The following is a 23867-nucleotide window of genomic DNA, read 5'->3' on the forward strand; positions in this document are numbered from 1 at the left end:
ACAATCCCATTATGATGTAACGACAACACCGCAAAGCAGGCTAAGATATTCAAAATATCAAAATAAAGTATTCGTTGTTTCAAAATTAAAGTTTTCTGATTCATTTAATATTTAAATTTCTTACCTATATCGAGAGAATAAATGTTTTCATATCATCAATTTCATTCAAACATCTATCTCAATCATATAATTATATAGACTCCTAATTAATAGGCTCCATCTTTTTTCAAAACAACATTCACTGTTTTAAACAAAATAGCGATATCATTCCAAAGTGACCAGTTTTTAACATACCAAGAATCAAAATAAACACGGGTATTATAATCCACATCATTACGGCCACTCACTTGCCACAACCCTGTCATTCCTGGTTTTGCCATAAGGTAATACTCAACATCATCCTGATAACGCTCTAGCTCATCAGCAACAATTGGGCGTGGCCCAACCAAACTCATTTCCCCCTTTAAAACATTAAATAGCTGAGGTAATTCATCTAAACTTGTCTTGCGAATAAAGGCGCCAATTTTAGTAATACGAGGATCATTTTTTAATTTAAAATCTTTTTCCCATTCAGCTCTTGCTTCAGGATCGGTTCTTAGAAATTCATCTAGCACTTCTTTAGAATTCACAACCATGGATCTAAATTTCAAGCAGTTAAACGTTTTTCCATTACGACCAATTCGAGGATGTCCATAAATCGCATTACCTCCATCTTTTTTTACTGAAAAATAAAGATAAAGCAACACTGGAAAAAGTAGAATAATAATAACTAAAGAACCTACAATATCCATTATTCTTTTTAAAATACGAGAGGAACGCTTTGCAAGATTGTTATTTACTCTCAACAACAACATTTCATGACTAAATAAGAAAGACATATCCGTACCATATAACGGTATGCCTCTAATGTTAGGAATAACTGAAACCGAACGACATTTATTCAACGCTAAATATCTCAACCAAGAATCTAACAATATCTCATCATCTAAAGCTAATATAAACTGAACTGTCTTAATATCTAATTGCAGAAGCGAAATAATATCCTTATTCTTTGCATCAATTACTTTGATTTCATTCATACCATCTTCTGGAATAGTATCCGATGAAACAAAATAACAAAGACTAAAGCCTAAGTAAGATTCATCTGATAAGGCTCTATATACATCTTTAGCATTTCGACCGCTACCAATAATAACTGTATCTTTTTGGTATAAATTTAGTTTTAAAAGTAATTTTTTTAAACAAACTCTAACTACAGGCACTAAAACTATAGCCCCAAACCAAGTTAACACCCACAATGTTCTAGATACATAAAGTTTGGAGAGCGCAATAATTGCTAACTCTATAACAAAAAATATAAGCAGGGTTCGAAGTATCTCTTTAAGCTCAAACCAAAAAGGCTTTCTATATGTATAGTGACGTAAACGAATCCAAAACCAGCATACACAGCAAAGAGAAATCACAAGATGAATAAAAATATATTCATCTAGCTCCTCTTTGGGAAAAGCGGCTTGACTATGATTGACTAAAGGTAATATCGTCAATGAAATAAAAAAAGAGGAAAAAAAAGCAAAAAAATCACCAAACCAAAGAAATATTTTTGATAACGTTATTCTATGCATATCACTCCTTATCTAATCTAACTCTTTAGCTACACATTCCAAGGCTTCAGCAATAATATTATGCATATCAAAATATTTATACTGAGCTAGACGACCTCCAAAAATAACATTTGATACATTATCTGCTAATACCTTATATTTTGAATATAATTCGTTATTACGCTGATCATTAATTGGGTAATAAGGTTCATCCCTCTCTTGATATTCTTTTGAATACTCACGAGTAATCACTGTCTTATCTTGCGCACCATATTCAAAGTGCTTATGTTCAATTATACGTGTATAAGGGACTTCACTTTCAGTATAGTTCACAACTGCATTACCTTGATAATTTGGCATATCTAATACTTCATTATCAAAACTCAAACTACGATATTCTAATTTACCGAATTGATGCCCAAAGTACTCATCAATCATTCCTGTAAACACAATTTTATCAGCTATACTTTCGTAATATTCACGCGCTGCAAAAAAATCTACCCCCAGTTTAACCTCAATACCATCTAACATTTTTTCAAAAATCCTTGTGTATCCACCAATAGGAATACCTTGATAAGTATCATAGAAATAGTTGTTATCGTAGGTATAACGCACGGGTAAACGTTTAATAATAAATGCAGGAAGTTCCGTACATTTACGCCCCCATTGTTTTTCTGTATAACCTTTGATTAATTTTTCGTAAATATCACGACCAACAAGTGAAATTGCTTGCTCTTCTAAGTTTTTAGGGGCTGCAATATTTTCTTTTGTAATCTGCTCTTTGATTTTTGTTTCTGCTTCTTGTGGTGTAATTGCCCCCCACATTTTATTGAAGGTTAGCATATTGAATGGCAAGCTATAGAGTTCATCTTTATAGCGTGCAACGGGTGAATTGGTAAAACGGTTAAATTCAGCAAATTGTTGAATGTAGTTCCAAACTACTTTATTACTAGTATGGAAAATATGTGCACCATATTTATGCACATTGATACCTTCGATATTTTGGGTATAGCAGTTTCCACCAATGTGATTACGCTTTTCAATCACTAAACATTTTTTACCACGTTTAGCTGCTTCATGAGCAAAGATTGAGCCGAAAAGACCTGCTCCAACAATAAGATAATCATATTCCTTCATTTTATTATTCCTGTAATTCCCAGCTTCTAATCATACGTTTAAACATATTCTCAAGATCCATTTCAGGTTGCCAACCTAATGCTTTAAGTTTATCTGAATTTAGTTTTAATTTAACATCTGGAGCATATCCCAAACTACCTAAATTTTCAGGAATATGAACTTCTGCTTTAATTTGATTGTTACCAATTTTATCTGCAACCATTTTTGCCATATTTAAAATGGTGCTATGATTGCGAGCAACATTATAACTGTGCCCTTTCTCGCCTTTTTGCAAAAGAACAAAAATACCGTACACCGTATCTGCCGTATAACAATAATTACCTTCAGATTGCCCCATAGTATGTAAAATAATATCCGTCTTATTGAGTGCACTTTTTGCAAATTGTGCAAATACACGGTTATCAGAAAGAGGTACACCAGCTCCAAATGTTTGAGCCAGCCTTGCACTGCATACATCTAGGTTATATTGTACTACATAAGCATTGCATAATGCCTCGCAAACTCGCTTACTTTCAGGGTAGCAACTACGTGATTTACTAAGATCAATATAACCTAATTTATCTTCAGTAACATTAGTATAATCATCCGCAACCTGACCATAATATTCCATTGAAGAAATATAAACCATTTTGCAACTTGGATGCGCTTTCACATATTCCAGTAAATTCTTTGTACTTTCAAATGCTGTTAATAGTACACCTGTTGGATTTTCTACCATTTCTTTTGAAGCAGTAATACTTGCAGTATGCACAATAAAGTTAATAGTTTGGTCAAAATACAAGGGAGATAACAAACTGTCTGTCACAAATATTAAACTTTCATTTGAAAAATCAGCAAAAGTATCTGCTGCTTTTTCTAAATTTCGGACACTAGCTAAAACTATAATCTGAGCATTTAATACCTGGTTAGCATACAGTATGCTTTTTACAATTAAGGAGCCAACTAGACCTGTCGCTCCAGTGACTAATACTGTTGAACGATTAAATTTTCCTTCTCTGAAAACCTTATCTAAAATAAATTCTAAATCTTCTTTTAAAACTAAATCTTTCATTATTTTTTCTCATCACCACGTTTAAAGCCATAAAGCTGTTCATCTTCTTCTAAAGAAAACATAGCTTTAGCTAAATAAAAGTCCTCTTGTGTTGTGATTTTAATATTTTCAGAACCACATTCCACAATATTAAAGTCCGATTCAGGGAAATAATGTTTTACAATTGCACAAGAATCAACAAAAGAAAAATTATTGTCTGCAATCGCTTTTTTGTGTGCTAATTTTAGTAAAGACACATCAAAAGTTTGCGGTGCTCGTGCCATATAAGAAACATCACGTTTAAGTACGCCGTTAATTTTATGATCTTTAACTGAAACTAATGTTTCTTTTGCTTTTACACATGTAATAGCAATTTTATTAACCTTTGCCGTCTCAATATTTTCTTTGATAAGCTGACTAGAAATAAATGGGCGAACACCATCATGGATCAATACAATACCCTCACGAATTTCTTTTAATCCGTTATAAATAGACTGCTGCCCAGTTTCACCGCCTGTAACTACTTTTTTAGCTTTAGTAATACGGTATTGTTCTAATAAACATTCCAAATATCGCTCCCACCCTTGCAAAATCACTACAACGATTTCTTCAATTTCATCACAATTTTCAAAAACTTCTAGGGTATGAATAATCACGGGCTTACCATAAATTTTTAAAAACTGCTTTGGCAATACCTTAGAATTCATACGAGAACCTGTTCCGCCTGCAAAAATCACTGCCGAATTCATATCCATCTCCTAGTTCTTAGTTAATTTTGATCTAATTTGATTTAGAATAGTAAAAATAAAAGGTTCTTTAGACAATAACAAAACACCTAAATAACAAATAAAAAATAGGCTCGCGCTTACTAAAAACACAATAGTCTCATTATAATTCAGATTTATATTCAGCCATATTGATACAATAATAGCTAAGGCTAATGCCATAATAATTCGCATATAACTGACGCCACTAAATAACACTTGAGAATAAGCTCTTAATATATAAATCTGATAGATTAAAATACTCGCCTCTGCCACCATTACAGAAACTGCCGCACCGATTGCTCCGTATTCTGGAATTAAGATTAAATTAAGTACCATATTGATTACCGCAGCAATCACTACGGAATAGCATAAATATTTTTCTTTCTTAAGTGGAATAAGCATCTGAATCCCTGTTAAATTAGATAATCCCACAATAAAAATAATTAACGCTAATACTTGCAGTGGAATAATCGAGCCTAAATAAGCAGAACCAGCCAAAATCAAAACTGATGGTTTTGCAAATAAAATACAAAAGGCAACCAAAGGAAGTGATAAGATAAAAATAAATTGTGTTGACTTTGACAAAATATCATTAAACTTATCCCACATATTATTTTCAATATAATAACTTAATCTTGGTAATAAAACGGCACCTAACGAAGTAACAATACTCACCATTACATCTTTTATACGATATGCTGCATTATAATAACCAACTTCTTCATTCCCCTGTATAAAACCAAGCAATGCCACACTTACATTTACATAAAAAGTGACTGCAATCGTAGTAATAAAAAAAGTCATCATTGGTTTAAGATGGCGTTTAAAGTCATAATTTGAGAAATATTTAATTGTTATTATTTTCCGCAAATTATATAAATTTACGAAACCTGAACCAACAGTCGCAAAAATAATGATAAATGCATAACCACTATAATCTGACTCAGTTTTAACACACGTAAAAACAAGTACAAAAGCAATAAATTTAAAAATAATGGAACGGATAGTAATATAAAAATACTGCTCAATTCCTTTATATAGCCACTCCACCCCCACAATTGTGAATAGAATATTTAAACCCGAAATTAAAAAAAGTGTTTTCTCCGCCTTTAATTCAGGAATAAAAACGATACCTAAAAAATAGACAATATAGACAAAACTCATCAATACCATATTGATGAGTAATATTTCTTGTACTGTTTTTGATAATTTTTCTTTATCATCCCTTACTTGTGCACAAGCTCGGATACCATAATTAGCTACACCAAAAGCTGCAAAAATACTAAAGTAAGAAACAATAGAATAAGCAAATGCAACTTTCCCTGTTCCAATAGGGCTTAACACCCTAGAAACATAAGGAAATGTAATTAACGGGAATAAAAAGTTTGAAACCGTTAATAACATATTCATTGCAAAGTTAAATTTAACTGAGTGAATTTTCATCATTTATCTAAATATATTATTCCTATATTTATTTAACCCATAATAACCCAAGCAAAGTAAGAATGGATTAAATTCAGGAGACATTAATTGAGGATCAGTAATCGAATGTGCAAATAAAAGAATTAACACCAAACTAAAATATTTATCATTATGTTTAACAATTCTTATTCCAATTCTTGTATAACCTATGCACACTAAAGCAAAAATAATTGATCCATAAACCAATAATAACTGAACATAAGCAGAATCAATATAAAAGAACTTATTTGTTTCGCTAGCCTCTAACATTGTTGTAAACTCAACAAAACTACCGAAAGGCTGAATACCATATAATTCAAACCCCCAATGCCCTAACGCTAAACGTCCACTAAGCATAGAATTTAACTTGCCCATCCACTCAAGTTCTGGATTATATGTATATTGAAAATATATGGCTATTGCGGCAAAAATAATAAAACTATATTTTGTAAATAATTTATATAACTTACCAAACATCAGTGTAGAGTAATTAATTTTTAAATATTTAACAAATAAAATTGCAACACAAGAAAGAATGACCAATCCAAATGCTGCTTTCGTATCTGTAAATACATAAATAGGATAATTCAATAATAAAATTACTAATAACTCTAGAAAGGTAACTTTTTCTTTTCTTACAAAAAACCAACATAAAACCAAATGGAAATAGTAATTCGGTAAAAAAGTTGGGAACCGATAACCTAATAAATAACGATATGTACCATCTTCACGAAATAGATTTAAATAAGTTTCAGGATAAAGGTTAAAAAGATATGTAAAGAAAATAAATAACATTCCTGAAAATGTTGCTAGTAAGAATGTTTTCATTACTTTCGAAAATGGAATATTACGGCATAGCATAATAAAAAGATAAATTAATACACCTTTTTTAAAATGCATATAACCTATGAAAAACACGATAGTAATTAATAGATCTAAAAATGAAGCTTTGTTAAACGAATAACCTATTACAACATAAGCAAGCAATAAAAACATTACACATGCATTAAATGACTTCAGTAATAAATTAGTATCAAATAGTGTAAAATATTGACCACCTAAAATATGGATAAAAAATACCCATAGAAAGTAGGCTAACAGAAACACATATCTGGATATGCTTTTATTAGAATTAAGCATTAAAGAATTCCTATTTAAGCTTAGCAAAAAGAATAGGCAAATTCGCTTTCAAATATTTTATTATATTACCAAGTATTACAAGCAACCAAGAGAACCTAGCTGAAAAAATACATTCAATTATCTTTATCTTTCCTGTTATTAAATCTAGTCTCTCTAAGAAATAATTATATTTTGAATTAGAAAATATAGATTCTATCCATTCTTTTTGATCATTAAATGTTAAGCCTGCGGATTTACTTGTGTTACGCTCAATAGAGGATAGGAAATATCTAACAAATCTATTAACTAAGAGTATTTCTGATTGTTTAGATAAATTAGATTGGTAAACTTCTAACAAAGATTTAAATTGCAAAAGTGTATCCATATGAATATCAAAATATTCTGGTACAAATTTAGATGTCAATGTATTACCATTCGTTCTTTTCTTATAAAAATAATAGGGTTTATTAAGTATATATAATGAATCAACCTTACTAAATACATTAATATTAAATTCAAAATCCTCTTTTAGCGCTAATGACTTGCAAGAAAATTTATTTTCAATCAAAAATTCTCGATTATAAAATTTATTATTCATGTAACCTAGTAGAAAACTTTGTTCTAAATCAACTAGAGCATCAAAAATATTATTACGAGTAATACCCCCTGAAAATTTACTAATTATATCCTTTGAAAACTCAAGTTTATCATTAGTTTCATAATCTTCTCTCATACCCGTAATAATTACATTAATACTGTTATTTTTAGAAATATCCGCAATTTCTAGTAACCAGTTAGTATCAAACTGGTCATCAGGATCAGGAAAACCAACATAATCACCAGTAGCGTGTCTTAATCCTATATTACGGCTTTCCGATAAACCTAAATTCCTAGGATTTTCAATAATTTTCATCCTAGGATCATGCACTAACGAAAATAGTCTTTCCTTAGTATCATCAGTTGCACAATCTTCGACAAAAATAACTTCTATATTTTGATAAGGTTGCTCACATAACCACTTATAAATACCATCTAAGTATTTAGAGACATTGTAACAACAAAAAATTAAACTTAATTTCATATTATTTTTCAACCCAAGCAATCATTTCGTGATTAATGCGTTTTTCAACTGGAGGCAATTGCATATAGTTTTTATAAAGAGCAGTTAAATAAGAATCCCAACAACTAAAAGAATCAAATTGCTCATTCTCAAAAGTAACTTGATACCCTTTATCAATATCAGCTTTTAATATTTTTTCAGCCTCACCATAAAGCCCCCACGTAATAGCTCCTACATATTTAGCTGAATCATAATCATATTTCATCGCTAATTTATTTAAGTTAGCTATCGCACGCTCTTTACCATAAATTAAAGCTAAAGGCTTAAGTATATATTTGGCTAATTTCTTGACCACACTTTTCCCTTCGCCTAATTTAGCATTACATAAACCAATAATTTTTCGATAGTATTCCGCCTTCTTATAAATTCTAGCAACTTCATTTAGATCTTCAGGTAAACCATCCATTGGCATAATATCTAGCCACAGATGCTGCTGCATTTCATCTTCTGCATACTTAACATCAATGTGTGTTTTGACATTTACAAATTTAGCATAAGGTAATAAAGTTCCAGTTTGACTAAAAAATAAGAATTTATAAGTATCATTTTTATAACTACGACTAAATTCAATCAACTTATTAAAATCACTGCGAGGCATTGCTAAATCAATATCATCATCCCAAGGAATAAAGCCTTTATGACGAATAGCGCCTAGCAATGTGCCACCTGAAAGATAATATCTCAATCCAAGTTCATTACAAATTCTGCGAAACTCAATTAAAATCTGCAATTCTACTTGTTTAATTTCATCTAAAGAAAGTTGCTTTTTCATTATTAAAAACTCTTTTCGTATTTCTTACCAAAGAACTTAGCCATTAAAAATGCAGTTCCTTTCTTCAACCAATTAATTTTCTCGCCATAAACAAATGGAATTGATTTCACTTTTAATAGTTTAGATTGAGAATATTGTTTTAACCAAACATTGAATAACAACTCACTTACGCGTCCATAAAAACGCGCATGAAATACTGAATATTGTTCCGCAGGAATACGTTTTTCCAATTCAAATAAAATGGGAAATAGCCAACTGCAATAATCATTCACTAATTTTTTAGACATAATGAACATGTTAAACATATAGCCGCCACGCTGTTTCATTACTGCATCAAAACTTCCTAGAAATTCACCGCACTTTTCGGTAATAATTTCACGAGTTACATCTAAATGCTCGGCATGTAAGGTATTTGCATAATGTGAATAAAGCGTTTCAATGTAATAATTGCGTTTACTTGGTACGATTACATCATATTGGCTTAATAATTCACTCGCTTCTTTGTGTGTTAAATAGAGTGTTTCTAACGGATTCTTTTTACGCTCCATTCGGCTTTTTACACTAAAAAAACGGCGATAATGAATTAAACCTAAATAATCATTAGGTAAATTTTTCCACGCCCAATAAAGCCCTGTTAGTTCACAAAAATTAGGATTTTTAGCTGAAATATTATCACCAGTATCATCGCCTTGATAACCAAGTTCCTCTTTTCCTAATTTACCTACATGTAATGGCAGATACATATCATCTGATGGCATAAAATGTTGTTTGTGTGTAGCAATAATAATTTTAATATCTTTCATATTTACGCCCTATTTGAAAATACTTCTCTAGCTAAAATGATTAATGATGAAAGTACTACACCAAAAACAAACCCTACAATAAGTAAAATCAATCGCTTAGGCCAATCACGCTGAACGGGATAATCTGGTGAACTTAAATAATAATAGCTTTTTACCTCTCCAATATTATCTAAGCGAGGTTCTAATTCTGTTAATTTTGCTAACTGTCTTTCTGTACTATAATAGTTCACTGGGTAAACAATTTCAGTACCCTTTGCAATATCTAGCTGGGCTCTTAAATATTTCTCGCCAAGCATAAAGAGATAGGTTCCATCTGCTAATTTGGAATCAGAGATATTTAAACGACCCTCCCCCATCATATATTCAGGAATCGATAAACTATTTGTATTACCTTTAGAAAACTCTGTAATCCCCGCTTTTTTAGCAATATTTAAAGCATTAGTTAAATTCTCTATCTGGACCTTTTTAGCCTCAGTTAAACTTTCTTCAATTTGTAATTTAGTAAACTTTAAGGCGTCTAAACGTAAATAAAATCCTAACTTAAATTCTTTATTAGTTTGATTTAAGATGTATTGATTCACAAAATTTATATAATCAACTAATACTGATTGAGCTAATTTAGGCGTTTCAGCTGAAAAGGTGATCTTTAACCCTATTTTATCTAATTCGGTCAAATCATTTTTCTTAGGATCAACTTCATGAACAATGAGATAGTTTGAAATCGCGGTCTCAATGTAGTTTTCTCTTTGTTCTTCAGTCATTTCTTTAGTATAGTCCTTAACTAAAGTTGATTGTGACAAAAATTCTCTTTTTAAATCGTTTGATAAAAGAAAATGTTTAAATTGCCCATAAAGAGAACTTGATAATTTACCAGTTGAAAATTCACTATCACCAACAATACGAGCGTACTCAGCACGCACGGGTAACAGACGTCCTAAATCAGTGGAACGGGGAGCAACAAGGATCGCTGTAGATGTCCATTGTTCCTTTGCCGTAAATACATAACCTACAGAAATGGCCATACCAACAAGAGCTGACAATATTATCCACAGCTTTTTCTTCCATAAAATTCTGATTAACTCAATTAAATCTATTTCATTAGATTCATTCATTTTTGGAGAATAAGTATCACTCATCATTAATTCCTTCAAGTATTTCTATATACTATAGTGCGAGTTCATTCTACCTAAGTTACCTTAGGCTAACAAGGAAATTCAGGCTGGTTATGACCTGTAATCACTAGCACTCATAATAGAATAAATGGCTCTAAGAAACAAAAAAGGTATCATCAAAATTTGATAATACCTTTTATAAATAGAATCAGTTAATTATACGCGCACTAGGCATAATACATCTCAAACTCAACAGGATGTGGTGTCATATTTAAACGTTCTACTTCTTTACGTTTAATACTAATAAATGCTTCGATAAAGTCTTTAGCAAACACACCACCTTGCGTTAAGAATTCATAATCTTTTTCTAATGAATTCAATGCTTCTTCTAGTGAGCTCGCTACCGCTGGAATATCTTTTAATTCTTCAGGTGGAAGATCATAAAGATTTTTATCCATTGCATCACCTGGATGAATTTTGTTCACCACACCATCAAGACCTGCCATTAATAATGCAGCGAAAGCGAGATACGGGTTTGCCATTGGATCTGGGAAACGCGCTTCAATACGGATTGCTTTCGGGCTGGTTACTGCTGGGATACGGATTGACGCAGAACGGTTACTTGCAGAGTAAGCTAATAAAACTGGCGCTTCAAAGCCTGGTACTAAACGTTTGTATGAGTTAGTGCTTGGGTTAGTGAAAGCATTTAATGCTTTAGCGTGCTTAATGATACCACCGATGTAATAAAGTGCGGTTTCAGAAAGGCCGGCATATTTATCACCTTGGAAAATGTTTTTACCATCTTTGCTTAATGACATATTACAGTGCATGCCTGAACCATTATCGCCCGTAATTGGTTTTGGCATAAAGCAAGCGGTTTTACCGTGTTCTAATGCAACGTTTTGTACCACATATTTATAGATTTGTGTTTCATCTGCTTTCAAGGTTAAGCTGTTGAATTTCGTTGCAATTTCGTTTTGGCCCGCGGTCGCCACTTCATGGTGGTGAGCTTCGATAACTAAGCCCATTTCTTCTAAAATCAAACACATTTCAGAACGAATATCGTGTGCCGTATCAATTGGAGCAACCGCACAGTAACCGCCTTTTTTCAATGGACGATAAGCATTGTTACCACCTTCATATTTTTTGTTGGTGTTCCAAGCGGCTTCAATGTCATCAATGGCGAAAGAAGCGCGGTTCATTGATACATCAAAACGCACATCATCAAATAAGAAGAACTCTGGCTCAGGACCAAAGAATGCTTGATCAGCAATACCGGTTGAACGCATATAGTTTTCAGCACGAATAGCAATTGAACGCGGATCACGATCATAGCTTTGCATGGTTGTTGGCTCATAAACGCTACAACGAATTGAAAGTGTTGGGATCTGCGCAAATGGATCGACTACTGCAGTTTCAGCAATTGGCATTAAAAGCATATCGGCTTTGTTAATGGTTTTCCAACCTTCAACAGAAGAGCCATCGAACATTTTGCCATCTTCAAACATATCTTCATCGACAAGGCTAACCGGGATAGAAACGCCGTGTTCTTTACCTTTAATGTCGGTGAAACGAAGTAGTACGAACTTAATATCGTTCTCTTCGATCAGTTTGAATACGTTGGCAATTGCATTTGCATTAGGCATAAGGAGTCCTCTATTTTGCTATGTATATAATCTTTATAAAAATTAAAAGAGCATTATAACGCAATCGCTTGCCTTTTTCATAAGATTTATTTTATCCCATGGCATAGCAGAGCAGCGAAATATCGTGTATAATTTTTGCCCTTTCGAGATTCTCGTAGGGTGAGTTTACTCACTAATTCAAACTACTTGGACTATTCGGTGGCATAAAAATTCCACCCTACCAAACTTAAACTTTAAGAACGTAATAAATGAAAAACGACATTGATATTAATAAATTGCGCAATATCGCAATTATCGCTCACGTTGACCATGGTAAAACCACCCTCGTTGACAAACTCCTTCAACAATCCGGTACATTTGAATCAACTCGTGGTGATGTTGATGAACGCGTAATGGACTCAAATGATCTTGAAAAAGAACGTGGTATTACCATTCTTGCAAAAAATACCGCAATTAACTGGAATGGTTATCGCATTAACATCGTAGATACCCCAGGACACGCCGACTTCGGTGGTGAAGTGGAACGTGTACTTTCTATGGTAGACTCTGTACTTTTAGTGGTAGATGCTTTTGATGGCCCAATGCCACAAACACGTTTCGTGACCCAAAAAGCCTTTGCTCACGGTTTAAAACCAATTGTGGTTATCAACAAAGTTGACCGTCCAGGCGCACGTCCTGATTGGGTTGTGGATCAAGTATTCGATTTATTCGTTAACCTTGGTGCAACCGATGAGCAATTAGACTTCCCAATTATCTATGCTTCAGCATTAAATGGTGTTGCGGGTCTCGAACACGAAGAATTAGCGGAAGATATGACGCCGTTATTTGAAGCGATCGTTCAACACGTTGAACCGCCAAAAGTAGAACTTGATGCACCATTCCAAATGCAAATCTCACAATTAGACTATAACAGCTATGTGGGTGTTATCGGTATCGGTCGTATCAAACGTGGTGCAATCAAACCAAATCAACCTGTAACGATTATTGATGGTGAAGGCAAAACTCGCCAAGGTCGTGTGGGTCAAGTATTAGGTCACCTTGGTTTACAACGTTATGAAGAAGATATCGCTTATGCAGGTGACATCATTGCGATTACCGGTTTAGGTGAATTAAATATTTCCGACACCCTTTGTGATATCAATGCGGTTGAAGCCTTACCTTCATTAACTGTTGATGAACCAACCGTAACCATGTTCTTCTGTGTAAACACCTCTCCGTTTGCGGGTCAAGAAGGTAAATATGTGACTTCTCGTCAAATTCTTGAACGTTTAAACAAAGAGTTAGTTCACAACGTGGCACTACGCGTAGAAGAAACACCAAACCCAGATGAATTCCGTGTTTCTGGCCGAGGTGAATTACACCTTTCTGTATTAATTGAAAATATGCGTCGTGAAGGTTATGAACTTGCGGTTTCTCGTCCTAAAGTAATTTACCGTGAAATCAACGGTAAAAAACAAGAGCCTTACGAGCAAGTGACTATCGACGTAGAAGAACAACACCAAGGCTCTGTCATGGAAGCATTAGGTATCCGTAAAGGTGAAGTTCGTGACATGATGCCGGATGGCAAAGGTCGTGTACGTTTAGAATACATCATTCCAAGCCGTGGCTTAATCGGTTTCCGTGGTGAATTCATGACGATGACATCCGGTACAGGTTTACTTTACTCCAGTTTCGATCACTACGATGACATCAAACCAGGTGAAATCGGTCAACGTAAAAACGGTGTATTAATTTCTAACGCAACTGGTAAAGCATTAGCTTATGCGCTATTTGGTTTACAAGAGCGTGGTAAATTAATGATCGAAGCTAACGTAGAAGTTTACGAAGGCCAAATCATTGGTATTCACAGCCGTACAAACGATCTAACTGTTAACTGTTTACAAGGTAAAAAACTCACCAATATGCGTGCATCGGGTAAAGATGATGCCATCGTATTAACTACACCGGTAAAATTTACACTTGAACAAGCTATCGAGTTTATCGATGATGATGAGTTGGTGGAAGTGACTCCTGAATCGATCCGTATCCGTAAAAAACTCTTAACGGAAAACGATCGTAAACGTGCAAACCGTACGACAACCAGTACGAGTACTCACTAATTAAAAACGTTCGGAAATTTGACCACACGTTTAAACAAACAAAAGGCGAACATGATGTTCGCCTTTTTATTTCATGATTAAAACTAGCCTAATCGTACTTTCTCACCACCAAACTCATCAAGTAAGTTTTCCGTCAGCTTAGATAAAATCCCCGTCATTAATACAAAATCAGCATCAAAACGCTGTGCATAATCTTCTTTTAAAATATCCGCATTTTTCTCACGCACTGCATCAGCAAATTTTAAGCGTTTGAGCGTACAATCTTCATTAAACACAAAAGTCAGCGTATCTTCCCATTCCAATGCGAGCTTACTCACCACTTTTTTGCCATCTTGTAAAAGCGCAAGAATCTCTTCATTTTCTAATGGCTGTTTCTTACAACGGATTACACTGTCTTCTTGGCTTCCACGCAATTCAGCCTCTTCTAATGCCACCAACCAATGCGGGATTTTTTCCTGCACAATCCAATCTGTTAAAATGGTCGAAGGTTCATTGGCAAAAGCCAACGGCACAACGGGTAACGAACCAAGTGATTTACGCAATAATGCTAAGGCATCTTCTGCACGTTTACTGGATGCAGCATCGACATGAACAAGGTTGTTCTCCGTATCAATCCATACGGCAGTTTGCTGATTTTTAGTGAATGCACGTGGTAATAAATTCATCACCACATCATCTTTTAACGTTTGTTTTTCCGTTTTCTTTAATTTGCGGTTTTCTTTTTGCTCTAGGCTTTCAATACGTTCATCTAATTCACGTTTCACCACATTCGCCGGCAATATTTTTTCTTCTTTTTTCGCGACCAACAAAATGTGTTTACCGACTGAAAAATGCAATAACTCGCTGCCTCTCAAGGGACTCGCCCAACCGAATTTACTTTGATCTTGTGAGCCACAAGGATAAAATTCACAATCTGACAACTGGCGTTGTAATTCATTAAGATCCCAATCTAAGGGCTTAGTCAGCCTATATGACATTAAATTTTTAAACCACATCGTAACACTTCCTTCATAATAGGGTAAAATACGCGACATTGTAGCCCATAAACTCACGGGAAAAAATGATGCAACAGAAATTAATTGCCTTCATCGGCGGTGGCAATATGGCACAAGCCATTGTGTTAGGCCTATTAAAACAAGGTTATCCAGCCGATAAAATTATCGTTAATGATCCTAATGAAGAGAAACGTGCTTTTTTTGCTCAATACGGCGTCGCGGTTTCTACGGATAACGCTCAATCCATCATGCAATCTCAAGTAATCTTATTTGCCGTTAAGCCGCAAGTCCTCACTGATGTTTGCAAGTCATTAAGTGCGATTGATTTTTCTGATAAATTAATCATTTCTATTGCTGCGGGTATTTCGACTGCTCGATTAGCCGAACTCATTCCAACAGCAAAATCCATTGTTCGCGTGATGCCAAACACCCCAGCGTTAATTGGAGAAGGTATGGCAGGCTTATTTGCTGACAAAAACACGCCTGAAACTGACCGCACTTTTGCGGAAGATTTACTTTCAGCTGTAGGAAAAACTACTTGGGTGACGAATGAAGATCAAATGCATGCTGTCACCGCTGCATCTGGCAGTAGCCCAGCTTACTTCTTCCAATTTTTAGAGGCTATGCAACAAGGCTTAATAGAAATGGGCTTAGATGAAAAGCAAGCTCGTGAGTTGGTACAACAAGCTATGTTAGGCTCGGCGAAGCTGGTGATTGAAAATCCACAGACAGCCCTTTCGACTTTACGAGAAAATGTCACCTCAAAAGGAGGTACCACCGCAGCCGCGTTAAATGTGTTCAATCAGCACCAATTTAACGACATCATTAAACAAGCAATGCAGGCCTGTGTGGCATGCTCACAAGAAATGGAAAAATTATTCTAATGCAAGTTCGTCCTTTTACTTGGCTCGCCTTGAGCTTTTTTGGCTACTATTGTGCCTACGGTGTGTTTCTTCCCCTTTTCCCAGCATGGTTGAAAACGCAATCTTATAGCGAAGAAAGTATCGGCTTATTGCTTGCCTGTGCCTACATATTCCGTTTCAGCGGCGGTATTTTATTTTCCGGCTTAATAAAACGTGTTTCCCTCTTAGTAAATGGCTTACGTTATTTAGGTGTGGCTAGTGCGATTACAATGGCGTTAATTGGACTGATGTCACACAATTTCTGGCTATTGTTTATTGGACTTGCCTTGTATTCCATGGTAAATGCAGCGGGGATGCCGATTGGTGATAGCCTTGCCAGTACGTGGCAGCAACAAATTCATTTAGATTACGGCAAAGCGCGCTTAATTGGTTCCTTTGCGTTTGTTGTTGGTGTCATGGTATTCGGGTATTTCGTTGGACTCGTGGGTGAGCAATATATTACTTGGATGATCACGGGCATACTCGTTTTCTATAGCATTGTTCAGCTACTTCATCCAAATCCAATGCCACAAGATGAGCCACAAAGTGCGGTCGAAAATTCTGTTGGATTCTTAGGCTTACTCAAAAATAAAACGACACTTCGTTTATTTATTGCTATCGCACTGATTCAAGGATCGCATGCCGCTTATTACTCATATAGCACTATCTTCTGGACAAGCCACGGTCATTCTGTTTCCGATGCTGGGTTATTTTGGGGAATCAGTGTATTAGCTGAAATCGTCGTCTTTTTCTTCTCTACCCGATTATTCAAAAACTGGAGCATTACGGCCCTTTTCTATCTCACAGGCATCGCAGCTATCGTACGTTGGCTTGCTTTCGGTTATGCCGATACCTTTGTTGAAATCATCCTATTGCAATGTTTTCACAGCCTTACTTATGTTGCGGGACATTACGCAACCGTGCGTTATATCACCACGCAACCACAAACCCATATTGCGAAATTACAAGGTTTATACAATGCCTTAGCAGGATGTGCAGCCATTGCCATTTTCACCGCACTTTCTGGCGTACTTTATCCAATTTCACCAGTTTATGCTTTCAGCTTAATGGCCGCCTTTGCCTTCATTGGTTTATTTATCACCCCACGAGGTGTAAAAGCCTTTTTACCTCATAGAGTGTAAACATGAATAATCTCACGCTAGTCGATTTGTTCTTGAATGAATATTGGATTGAAAAAGGATTGTCTGAAAACACTGTGCAGTCTTATCGTCTCGATTTGACCGCACTATGTGATTGGTTGGATAAACAAAATTTATCCCTCGAAACCCTCGAGCCATTAGATCTACAGCAATTTCTAGGTAGCCGTTTAGAACAAGGCTATAAAGCGACTAGCACCGCACGAATGCTAAGTGCGATGCGGAAATTATTCCAATATTTATACCGTGAAAAATATCGTACAGATGATCCCAGTGCCGTACTGAGCTCGCCTAAATTACCAAGCCGTTTGCCTAAGTATTTAACCGAGCAACAAGTCACAGATTTATTAAATACACCAGATGTAGAAATTCCGCTTGAGTTACGCGATAAAGCCATGTTGGAATTGCTGTACGCTACGGGATTGCGTGTGACAGAGTTGGTCACCCTCACCATTGAAAATATGAATTTACAACAAGGTGTCGTGCGTGTGATTGGCAAAGGCAACAAGGAACGTATTGTACCAATGGGAGAAGAGGCCGCGTTTTGGGTGCGACAATTCGTACTTTACGGTCGTCCTATTTTGCTTAATGGACAAAGTTCAGATGTGGTCTTTCCAAGTCAACGAGCTCAGCAAATGACTCGCCAAACCTTTTGGCATCGTATAAAGCATTATGCGGTGTTAGCGGGAATCGATACGGATGCCCTTTCACCGCACGTTCTCCGTCATGCCTTTGCGACACATTTAGTGAACCACGGTGCGGATCTCCGTGTTGTGCAAATGCTCCTCGGACATAGCGATCTCTCCACTACGCAAATCTATACTCATGTGGCTAAAGAACGCTTGAAACACCTTCATGAAAGATTTCATCCAAGGGGATAAATAAAACGCAAGTTATTATTTAAAAGGAATTTATATTAACTCTATATAAACTAAGGAAAAAATATGGAAATTAAGAGCATTAAAGATCTTATTGATGCATTAGAGCAATTAGGAGAACCTAAAGATGGGTATACCAGATTCTTTAGGGGGCATTCTAATGCGGAAAAATATAAATTAGAACCAAGCATATATCGAGAAGATAACAAATATTATCATAATGAAGATAATATAATTAGAGATGCTATTATAAACAACCCAGATGAATTTTCAGATAAAGATACTCTATTTGATACATTGGTTAAATTACAACACTATGGTTACCCTACACGATTATTAGACTTAACAAGCAACCTTCTCGTTGCTGCTTATTTTGCCGTGCGCAATCCTGATGAAAAAGGTGAAATTATTATTTTTGATATTCCTAATAACGATATCAAATATTTTGATAGTGATACGGTTTCAGTTTTATCTGCAATATCTTTAAGAAAAAGTGATTTTTCTATAAATATTGATGAAACCATTTTAAAGGCGCAAAGTTTATGCGCACAAGCCGATTTCCTACTTAGCGTGACTCCAACATCTGGATTCACTGAATCCGCTTTATTTTTTAAAAATGCTGTGAAAAAAAATATAAAGTATCAATCTAATATTTCATTCGGCGAAGAAGATATCAATAAACTCGAAAAAGAAATTGAAGAAATAATATCTAAAATGCAAAACAAAGACAAAAAAGAGAATTATGAAATGTCATTAGCTACAATTAAAGAAGAATCAAATACTGAATGTTTTAATAGGTCAACTGAAATATCTAAACTATTACATGACATTCGAAAAGATAAACCTGAATTTAGACCAATTATAAATAAAGAAGATCTAGAAAGAGTAATCTGTGTAAAACCTAAATTAAATAACAAGAGAATTATTAGACAACAAGGTTGTTTCTTACTGTTTGGCATAAATAAAATAAAAACATCGCAAGCCAAATTAAATGAAAAATGGATAAAAAAAGACCAAAATAATGAAAATTTCATTATTCCAGCTGACCGTAAACAACATATTTTAGATGAGTTGAAAATTTTCGGAATTAGTCAAAATTCTCTATTTCCTGAATTAGAATCTCAAGCTAAAGAAATATTAGAAAAATACAAAAAATACAAAAAATAGAATCAAAAGAGCGGTCATAATTCATTACGTTTTACGACCGCTCTTTAAAATTTATATACACTCCTCAAATCAATAAAACACACCGAAAATAAGCGTAGAAACGACCGTCATAATTAAACCGATCGCACTTTCATAAGGAATCAGTTTTAAGCGTTCTTTCATATTCATATTCACACTGCCACCAGTCGCATGGAAGAAAGAACCGTGTGGCATATTGTCGAATACGATCGCTCCCGCATGAATCATGGCAGCCGCCGCAAGGCTGCTTACGCCCAGTTCTAATAATGTTGAGCTGAATACATTGGATGCGACCGCTGTGCCTGCCGTCGTAGATGCCGTCGCAAGAGACATCAATACACCAGAAATTGGCGCAAGAATATAAGGAGGCAAACCAGAATGTTTTAAGCCCTCAATTAGCACATCTTTCATGCCCGAGTTGCCAATAATGCCTGCTAAAGCCCCTGTACCGAGCAACATAATCGCCACTGGTGCCATTTTGCCTAAACCACTAATTGCATAGCTATTCGCATAGCGAAGTTTTCCCATACATAACGCACCAATTAAACCACCTAAAGGTAATGCAATGAGAGGATCGACTTTAATGTCCGCCAATGGACGTAGCGCCAGTAATAAGATGGCCACTAATGGCGCAGCAAGTGCGGCCAAAAATGAGGGTAAATGTTGAGTATCAACGGCAACGCTCTCTTGTTCGGATACAAAAGAGCCTTTATTTTTTAAACGTTTCGCTAAGAAATAGGTTAAGGCTAACCCAAAGATCCCGGGGATAATCCCCGCTACCATTACCGACGTTAAAGGCAGATGAAAGGTATCTGCTGCTGCAATGGCATTGGGGTTAGGTGACATCAAGTTTCCAGCTTTTCCCCCACCAATCATCGCCAATAAAACGGCTGATTTTGATAAATTGGTGCGACGAGCTAACGCGAGCGCAATCGGGGAAACCGTAATAACGGCCACATCAATAAACACGCCAACAGCGGTTAAAATTAATGTGGCTAAGGCTAAAGCCAATAACGCTCTTGCTTCGCCAAGTTTATGTGTAATAGTTTCGGCAATCGTGCTGGCCGCCCCCGATTCAATGAGTACCCCCGCCAGTACGCCTGCCGCTAAAATTCGCATGACGGCTGTCGTAATGCCCTGGGCCCCACCGATCATTAAGTTCACCGTTTCGGATAAATCAGCGCCACCAACTAGCCCGCCTATAAAGGCCCCCGTCAACATGCCATAGACTGGAGAGACTTTTTTCAAAATGAGAAAAATGGCCACAATAAGCGAAACTAATGCACCGAAAGACGAAACTGTTGTCATAAATACCTACTTATATCCAATACCGCTGAGGTATATAAATGTTTGTGTACATTATACAAAAACGGCTTATGTAAAACACATAAGCCGACATTTTTAATTAAAATTGACCGCACTTTAGAAAAATAAAATACTTCCCCAAACAACGGCAACGATGCAAAGCGCAATGAATACCGCTGCTGAGCCTTGGTCTTTGGCCCTCCCTGAAAGCTCGTGGCGTTCTGTACCGATACGGTCTACCACCGCTTCAACTGCACTATTTAACAGCTCTACTGCCATCACGAGTAAAACCGATGAAATCATCAAGGCAATTTCAATTTTAGTGTCACCTAGCCAAAATGCGAGCGGTATCAGAATGCACGCAAGAAAACATTCGTGGCGAAATGCAGTTTCATTTTTGAATGCACTCTTTAAACCTTGTAAGGAATATTTTGTGGAGTTAATTAAATGGGTTAATCCCGTGGTTTTATACATAAAAGTTCCTATGTTGTAATCTATAAACGTTTTGCTTCGATAACGTCGTCTAACTTCGCTAATCTGGCTAGTATTTTACTTAAACTTTCGACATTTTTCAGTTCAATTTCCATATCCATCGTTGCTACTTGTTTTTTGGTGTCCGCACGGCTTGAAACACCTAGCACACTGACTTTTTCATTCGCCAGCACAGTCGTAATATCGCGTAATAAACCATTACGATCACTTGCCACGATGCGAATATTAATATGGAAACCAGCCGCGTAATTATCCCCCCAAAGGGCTTCTACCACGCGTTCAGGATGTGCCGCTTGTAATTCAATAAACTGCTCACAATCGCAGCGATGAATTGAGATGCCACGTCCCATAGTAATATAGCCTGCGATTGCATCGCCTGGAATCGGTTGGCAACAACGCGCCATATGATGCAGTAAATTACCGACGCCTTCAACAATCACATAGCCTTTTTTCTGTTGCTGATCTGCTTTTTGTTGTGCTTTTTGCTGCGCGGTATTCGCACTTTTGCTCGCCACATGACGGAGAATTTCTTGATCTGCCTCTTCAGCCGTCACTTTAATTAATCGACTTTGTAAAAAATTCACCAACTGATTTAAACGAATATCCCCGCTACCGATACCCGCATATAAATCTTCAAGGTTTTTTAAGTTATAACGAGGTAATGCAACCTGCTCTACTTGTTTTAAACTGATATTCAAACGCGCAAGCTCATTATCTAATAGCTCTTTACCCGCAGGAACGTTTTTATCACGATCTTGTTTTTTGAACCACGCTTGGATTTTCGCACGCGCTTTTGACGTATGCGTAAAACCTAAGTTCGGATTGACCCAATCTCGGCTTGGGTTCGGATTTTTCTGCGTAATGATATCCACTTGCTCACCCATTTGTAAGTGATAAGTGAATGGCACGATACGCCCCCCGACTTTTGCCCCAATACAACGGTGACCAATTTCACTATGAATCGCATAAGCAAAATCAAGCGGTGTAGAACCAGCTGGCAAGTCTACTACCTCACCTTTTGGCGTAAACACATAGACTCGGTCATCAAAGACTTGGCTACGCAATTCCGCCATCACTTCGCCAGAATCTGTAATATCATCTTGCCATGCAAGTAATTTACGCAACCAAGTGATTTTTTCTTCGTAAGCAGAAAGGCTACCTGTCGTCCCTTCTTTGTATTTCCAGTGCGCCGCAACCCCAAGTTCAGCATCATCATGCATTTGTTGAGTACGAATTTGCACTTCAATCGGCTTACCGCCTTTGCCCAATACCACAGTATGAATGGATTGATAGCCATTCGGTTTAGGATTGGCGACATAGTCATCAAATTCTTTTGGTAAGTGTTTGAAATGGGTATGCACGATACCAAGCGCGGTATAACAATCCTGCAATTTTTGCACAATAACTCTGACCGCTCTTACATCATATAAACCACTAAATTCCAAATGTTTCTTTTGCATTTTTCGCCAAATGCTATAGATGTGTTTTGGACGACCGTAAACCTCAACCTGATCAATATTTTCTTTTAAATAACCGGTTAATTCTGTCACAAAATCAGTAATATACTGTTCACGATCTAAACGACGCTCATGCAATAATTTGGCGATATTTCGATATTGTTCTGGATGCAAATAACGGAAACAGTAATCTTCAAGCTCCCATTTCAATTGACCGATACCTAAACGGTTCGCTAACGGGGCATAAATATTGGAACATTCTTTGGCTGCCAACACTTTTTCTTCTTCGCAAAAATGATTTTCCGCATCGCGAAGAAAGGTAATACGTTCGGCAAGTTTGATGATCACACAGCGGAAATCGTCCACCATCGCAAGGAGCATACGGCGTACATTATCCACTTGAGAGGCATTGGCAGAATGACTGGCGTTGAGCTGGCGGATGTTATCCATCTCTTCCACGCCTTTGAGTAATTTCGTGATTTTAGAACCAAAATCTTCTTGAATTTGTTCCCAATCTACGAGTTGATTGGCGACTAATGGGAATAGCATCGCAGTGAGCAAACTCTCACTGTCCATATTCATTTCATGCAGGATTTCCACCATTTCCACACCGGATTGCAATGTGAGCACTGCATTTTCCATTTTATCGGCATGTTCAGCTATTTTAGCTTGAGCGTAATACCAGGCATCAATCAGGGACTTTTCAGTGGCGGCAGGAAGTTTAAGGCTCGAACACCATTGCTCGATCACAAAATCTTGCGGATTTAATAAGTGAGAACCACGAACTGCAACCATAATACCCCCTTGTTGATGAATATGGCTCGGTGAC

At 36.1% G+C, this 23867-nt stretch carries 20 protein-coding genes; 5 read left to right on the top strand and 15 right to left on the bottom strand.

The window, feature by feature from the left end:
• Positions 1 to 206 precede the first annotated feature (206 nt).
• The 11 genes from wbaP to glnA all read right to left on the bottom strand — a co-directional run bounded on the left by wbaP (position 207) and on the right by glnA (position 12568).
• Positions 207 to 1622 (bottom strand): undecaprenyl-phosphate galactose phosphotransferase WbaP, encoded by a 1416-nt coding sequence (gene wbaP, locus A9500_RS08450; protein ID WP_065244586.1) that lies wholly within the window; start codon positions 1620 to 1622, stop codon positions 207 to 209.
• 12 nt (positions 1623 to 1634) lie between these two features.
• Entirely contained in the window at positions 1635 to 2738 is a 1104-nt protein-coding gene (glf, locus tag A9500_RS08455) for a UDP-galactopyranose mutase (protein ID WP_065244587.1), read from the bottom strand.
• A gap of 4 nt (positions 2739 to 2742) precedes the next feature.
• A complete protein-coding gene (locus A9500_RS08460) occupies positions 2743 to 3789 on the bottom strand; it encodes an NAD(P)-dependent oxidoreductase (protein ID WP_065244588.1) in 1047 nt (348 codons plus the stop codon).
• Positions 3789 to 4517, bottom strand: coding sequence for a 2-C-methyl-D-erythritol 4-phosphate cytidylyltransferase (locus A9500_RS08465; RefSeq protein WP_065244589.1), 729 nt, complete (start codon positions 4515 to 4517; stop codon positions 3789 to 3791). The genes A9500_RS08460 and A9500_RS08465 overlap by 1 nt, the downstream gene beginning before the upstream one ends.
• Before the next feature lie 9 nt (positions 4518 to 4526).
• Entirely contained in the window at positions 4527 to 5981 is a 1455-nt protein-coding gene (locus A9500_RS08470) for a flippase (protein WP_306452694.1), read from the bottom strand.
• Positions 5982 to 7136, bottom strand: a complete 1155-nt coding sequence (locus A9500_RS08475) for a hypothetical protein (protein ID WP_065244590.1) — start codon at positions 7134 to 7136, stop codon at positions 5982 to 5984. It lies immediately after the preceding gene.
• Between the two features lie 10 nt (positions 7137 to 7146).
• A complete protein-coding gene (locus A9500_RS08480) occupies positions 7147 to 8196 on the bottom strand; it encodes a glycosyltransferase family 2 protein (RefSeq protein WP_065244591.1) in 1050 nt (349 codons plus the stop codon).
• A gap of 1 nt (position 8197) precedes the next feature.
• Entirely contained in the window at positions 8198 to 9007 is an 810-nt protein-coding gene (locus A9500_RS08485; RefSeq protein ID WP_065244592.1) for a phosphorylcholine transferase LicD, read from the bottom strand.
• A 2-nt stretch (positions 9008 to 9009) separates the two neighbouring features.
• The gene (locus tag A9500_RS08490) at positions 9010 to 9810 is read right to left on the bottom strand and encodes a DUF4422 domain-containing protein (protein ID WP_065244593.1); all 801 of its coding nucleotides are present in this window, start codon (positions 9808 to 9810) and stop codon (positions 9010 to 9012) included.
• A gap of 2 nt (positions 9811 to 9812) precedes the next feature.
• Positions 9813 to 10946 carry an LPS O-antigen chain length determinant protein WzzB gene (locus A9500_RS10550; RefSeq protein ID WP_083180401.1) on the bottom strand — a complete coding sequence of 378 codons (1134 nt, stop codon included), beginning with the start codon at positions 10944 to 10946 and terminating at the stop codon, positions 9813 to 9815.
• Positions 10947 to 11149: 203 nt separating this feature from the next.
• Positions 11150 to 12568 (bottom strand): glutamate--ammonia ligase, encoded by a 1419-nt coding sequence (gene glnA / locus A9500_RS08500; RefSeq protein WP_065244594.1) that lies wholly within the window; start codon positions 12566 to 12568, stop codon positions 11150 to 11152.
• A 248-nt stretch (positions 12569 to 12816) separates the two neighbouring features.
• On the opposite strand from glnA, the gene typA reads away from it, so the two are divergent.
• Positions 12817 to 14667: a translational GTPase TypA gene (typA, locus tag A9500_RS08505; protein ID WP_049369816.1), complete on the top strand. Its 1851-nt coding sequence runs from the start codon at positions 12817 to 12819 to the stop codon at positions 14665 to 14667.
• 83 nt (positions 14668 to 14750) lie between these two features.
• Here typA and rdgC read toward each other — a convergent pair whose 3' ends face one another.
• Entirely contained in the window at positions 14751 to 15662 is a 912-nt protein-coding gene (gene rdgC, locus A9500_RS08510) for a recombination-associated protein RdgC (RefSeq protein WP_065244595.1), read from the bottom strand.
• 68 nt (positions 15663 to 15730) lie between these two features.
• Between rdgC and proC the strand changes: the two genes are divergently transcribed.
• The 4 genes from proC to A9500_RS08530 all read left to right on the top strand — a co-directional run bounded on the left by proC (position 15731) and on the right by A9500_RS08530 (position 19766).
• Positions 15731 to 16546, top strand: a complete 816-nt coding sequence (gene proC, locus A9500_RS08515) for a pyrroline-5-carboxylate reductase (RefSeq protein ID WP_065244596.1) — start codon at positions 15731 to 15733, stop codon at positions 16544 to 16546.
• Positions 16546 to 17706 (top strand): 3-phenylpropionate MFS transporter, encoded by a 1161-nt coding sequence (locus tag A9500_RS08520; RefSeq protein WP_065244597.1) that lies wholly within the window; start codon positions 16546 to 16548, stop codon positions 17704 to 17706. Before proC ends, A9500_RS08520 begins: the two co-directional genes overlap by 1 nt.
• A 2-nt stretch (positions 17707 to 17708) precedes the next feature.
• Entirely contained in the window at positions 17709 to 18602 is an 894-nt protein-coding gene (xerD, locus tag A9500_RS08525; RefSeq protein WP_005698164.1) for a site-specific tyrosine recombinase XerD, read from the top strand.
• 63 nt (positions 18603 to 18665) lie between these two features.
• Positions 18666 to 19766, top strand: a complete 1101-nt coding sequence (locus A9500_RS08530) for an FRG domain-containing protein (RefSeq protein ID WP_065244598.1) — start codon at positions 18666 to 18668, stop codon at positions 19764 to 19766.
• A 69-nt stretch (positions 19767 to 19835) separates the two neighbouring features.
• On the opposite strand, the gene A9500_RS08535 is transcribed toward A9500_RS08530, so the two are convergent.
• The 3 genes from A9500_RS08535 to relA form a co-directional block, all read right to left on the bottom strand.
• Complete coding sequence (locus A9500_RS08535; RefSeq protein WP_065244599.1) at positions 19836 to 21092, bottom strand: GntP family permease; 1257 nt, start codon at positions 21090 to 21092, stop codon at positions 19836 to 19838.
• A 114-nt stretch (positions 21093 to 21206) separates the two neighbouring features.
• A complete protein-coding gene (locus A9500_RS08540; RefSeq protein ID WP_005695266.1) occupies positions 21207 to 21563 on the bottom strand; it encodes a diacylglycerol kinase in 357 nt (118 codons plus the stop codon).
• A gap of 20 nt (positions 21564 to 21583) precedes the next feature.
• Positions 21584 to 23833, bottom strand: a complete 2250-nt coding sequence (gene relA, locus A9500_RS08545) for a GTP diphosphokinase (protein WP_065244600.1) — start codon at positions 23831 to 23833, stop codon at positions 21584 to 21586.
• Between the last annotated feature and the right edge of the window lie 34 nt (positions 23834 to 23867).

Source organism: Haemophilus sp. CCUG 60358 (assembly GCF_001679485.1).
Lineage (GTDB): Bacteria > Pseudomonadota > Gammaproteobacteria > Enterobacterales > Pasteurellaceae > Haemophilus_D.

Bases quoted from the DNA above. Each gene is read 5' to 3' on its own strand.
- A9500_RS08530 (WP_065244598.1), top strand. From the start codon at position 18,666: ATGGAAATTAAGAGCATTAAAGATCTTATTGATGCATTAGAGCAATTA.
- typA (WP_049369816.1), top strand. From the start codon at position 12,817: ATGAAAAACGACATTGATATTAATAAATTGCGCAATATCGCAATTATC.
- glf (WP_065244587.1), bottom strand. From the start codon at position 2,738: ATGAAGGAATATGATTATCTTATTGTTGGAGCAGGTCTTTTCGGCTCA.
- A9500_RS08490 (WP_065244593.1), bottom strand. From the start codon at position 9,810: ATGAAAGATATTAAAATTATTATTGCTACACACAAACAACATTTTATG.
- A9500_RS08480 (WP_065244591.1), bottom strand. From the start codon at position 8,196: ATGAAATTAAGTTTAATTTTTTGTTGTTACAATGTCTCTAAATACTTA.
- A9500_RS08475 (WP_065244590.1), bottom strand. From the start codon at position 7,136: ATGCTTAATTCTAATAAAAGCATATCCAGATATGTGTTTCTGTTAGCC.
- proC (WP_065244596.1), top strand. From the start codon at position 15,731: ATGCAACAGAAATTAATTGCCTTCATCGGCGGTGGCAATATGGCACAA.
- A9500_RS08485 (WP_065244592.1), bottom strand. From the start codon at position 9,007: ATGAAAAAGCAACTTTCTTTAGATGAAATTAAACAAGTAGAATTGCAG.
- A9500_RS08540 (WP_005695266.1), bottom strand. From the start codon at position 21,563: ATGTATAAAACCACGGGATTAACCCATTTAATTAACTCCACAAAATAT.
- glnA (WP_065244594.1), bottom strand. From the start codon at position 12,568: ATGCCTAATGCAAATGCAATTGCCAACGTATTCAAACTGATCGAAGAG.
- relA (WP_065244600.1), bottom strand. From the start codon at position 23,833: ATGGTTGCAGTTCGTGGTTCTCACTTATTAAATCCGCAAGATTTTGTG.
- A9500_RS08535 (WP_065244599.1), bottom strand. From the start codon at position 21,092: ATGACAACAGTTTCGTCTTTCGGTGCATTAGTTTCGCTTATTGTGGCC.
- A9500_RS08470 (WP_306452694.1), bottom strand. From the start codon at position 5,981: ATGATGAAAATTCACTCAGTTAAATTTAACTTTGCAATGAATATGTTA.
- rdgC (WP_065244595.1), bottom strand. From the start codon at position 15,662: ATGTGGTTTAAAAATTTAATGTCATATAGGCTGACTAAGCCCTTAGAT.
- A9500_RS08465 (WP_065244589.1), bottom strand. From the start codon at position 4,517: ATGAATTCGGCAGTGATTTTTGCAGGCGGAACAGGTTCTCGTATGAAT.
- wbaP (WP_065244586.1), bottom strand. From the start codon at position 1,622: ATGCATAGAATAACGTTATCAAAAATATTTCTTTGGTTTGGTGATTTT.
- A9500_RS08460 (WP_065244588.1), bottom strand. From the start codon at position 3,789: ATGAAAGATTTAGTTTTAAAAGAAGATTTAGAATTTATTTTAGATAAG.
- xerD (WP_005698164.1), top strand. From the start codon at position 17,709: ATGAATAATCTCACGCTAGTCGATTTGTTCTTGAATGAATATTGGATT.
- A9500_RS10550 (WP_083180401.1), bottom strand. From the start codon at position 10,946: ATGAGTGATACTTATTCTCCAAAAATGAATGAATCTAATGAAATAGAT.
- A9500_RS08520 (WP_065244597.1), top strand. From the start codon at position 16,546: ATGCAAGTTCGTCCTTTTACTTGGCTCGCCTTGAGCTTTTTTGGCTAC.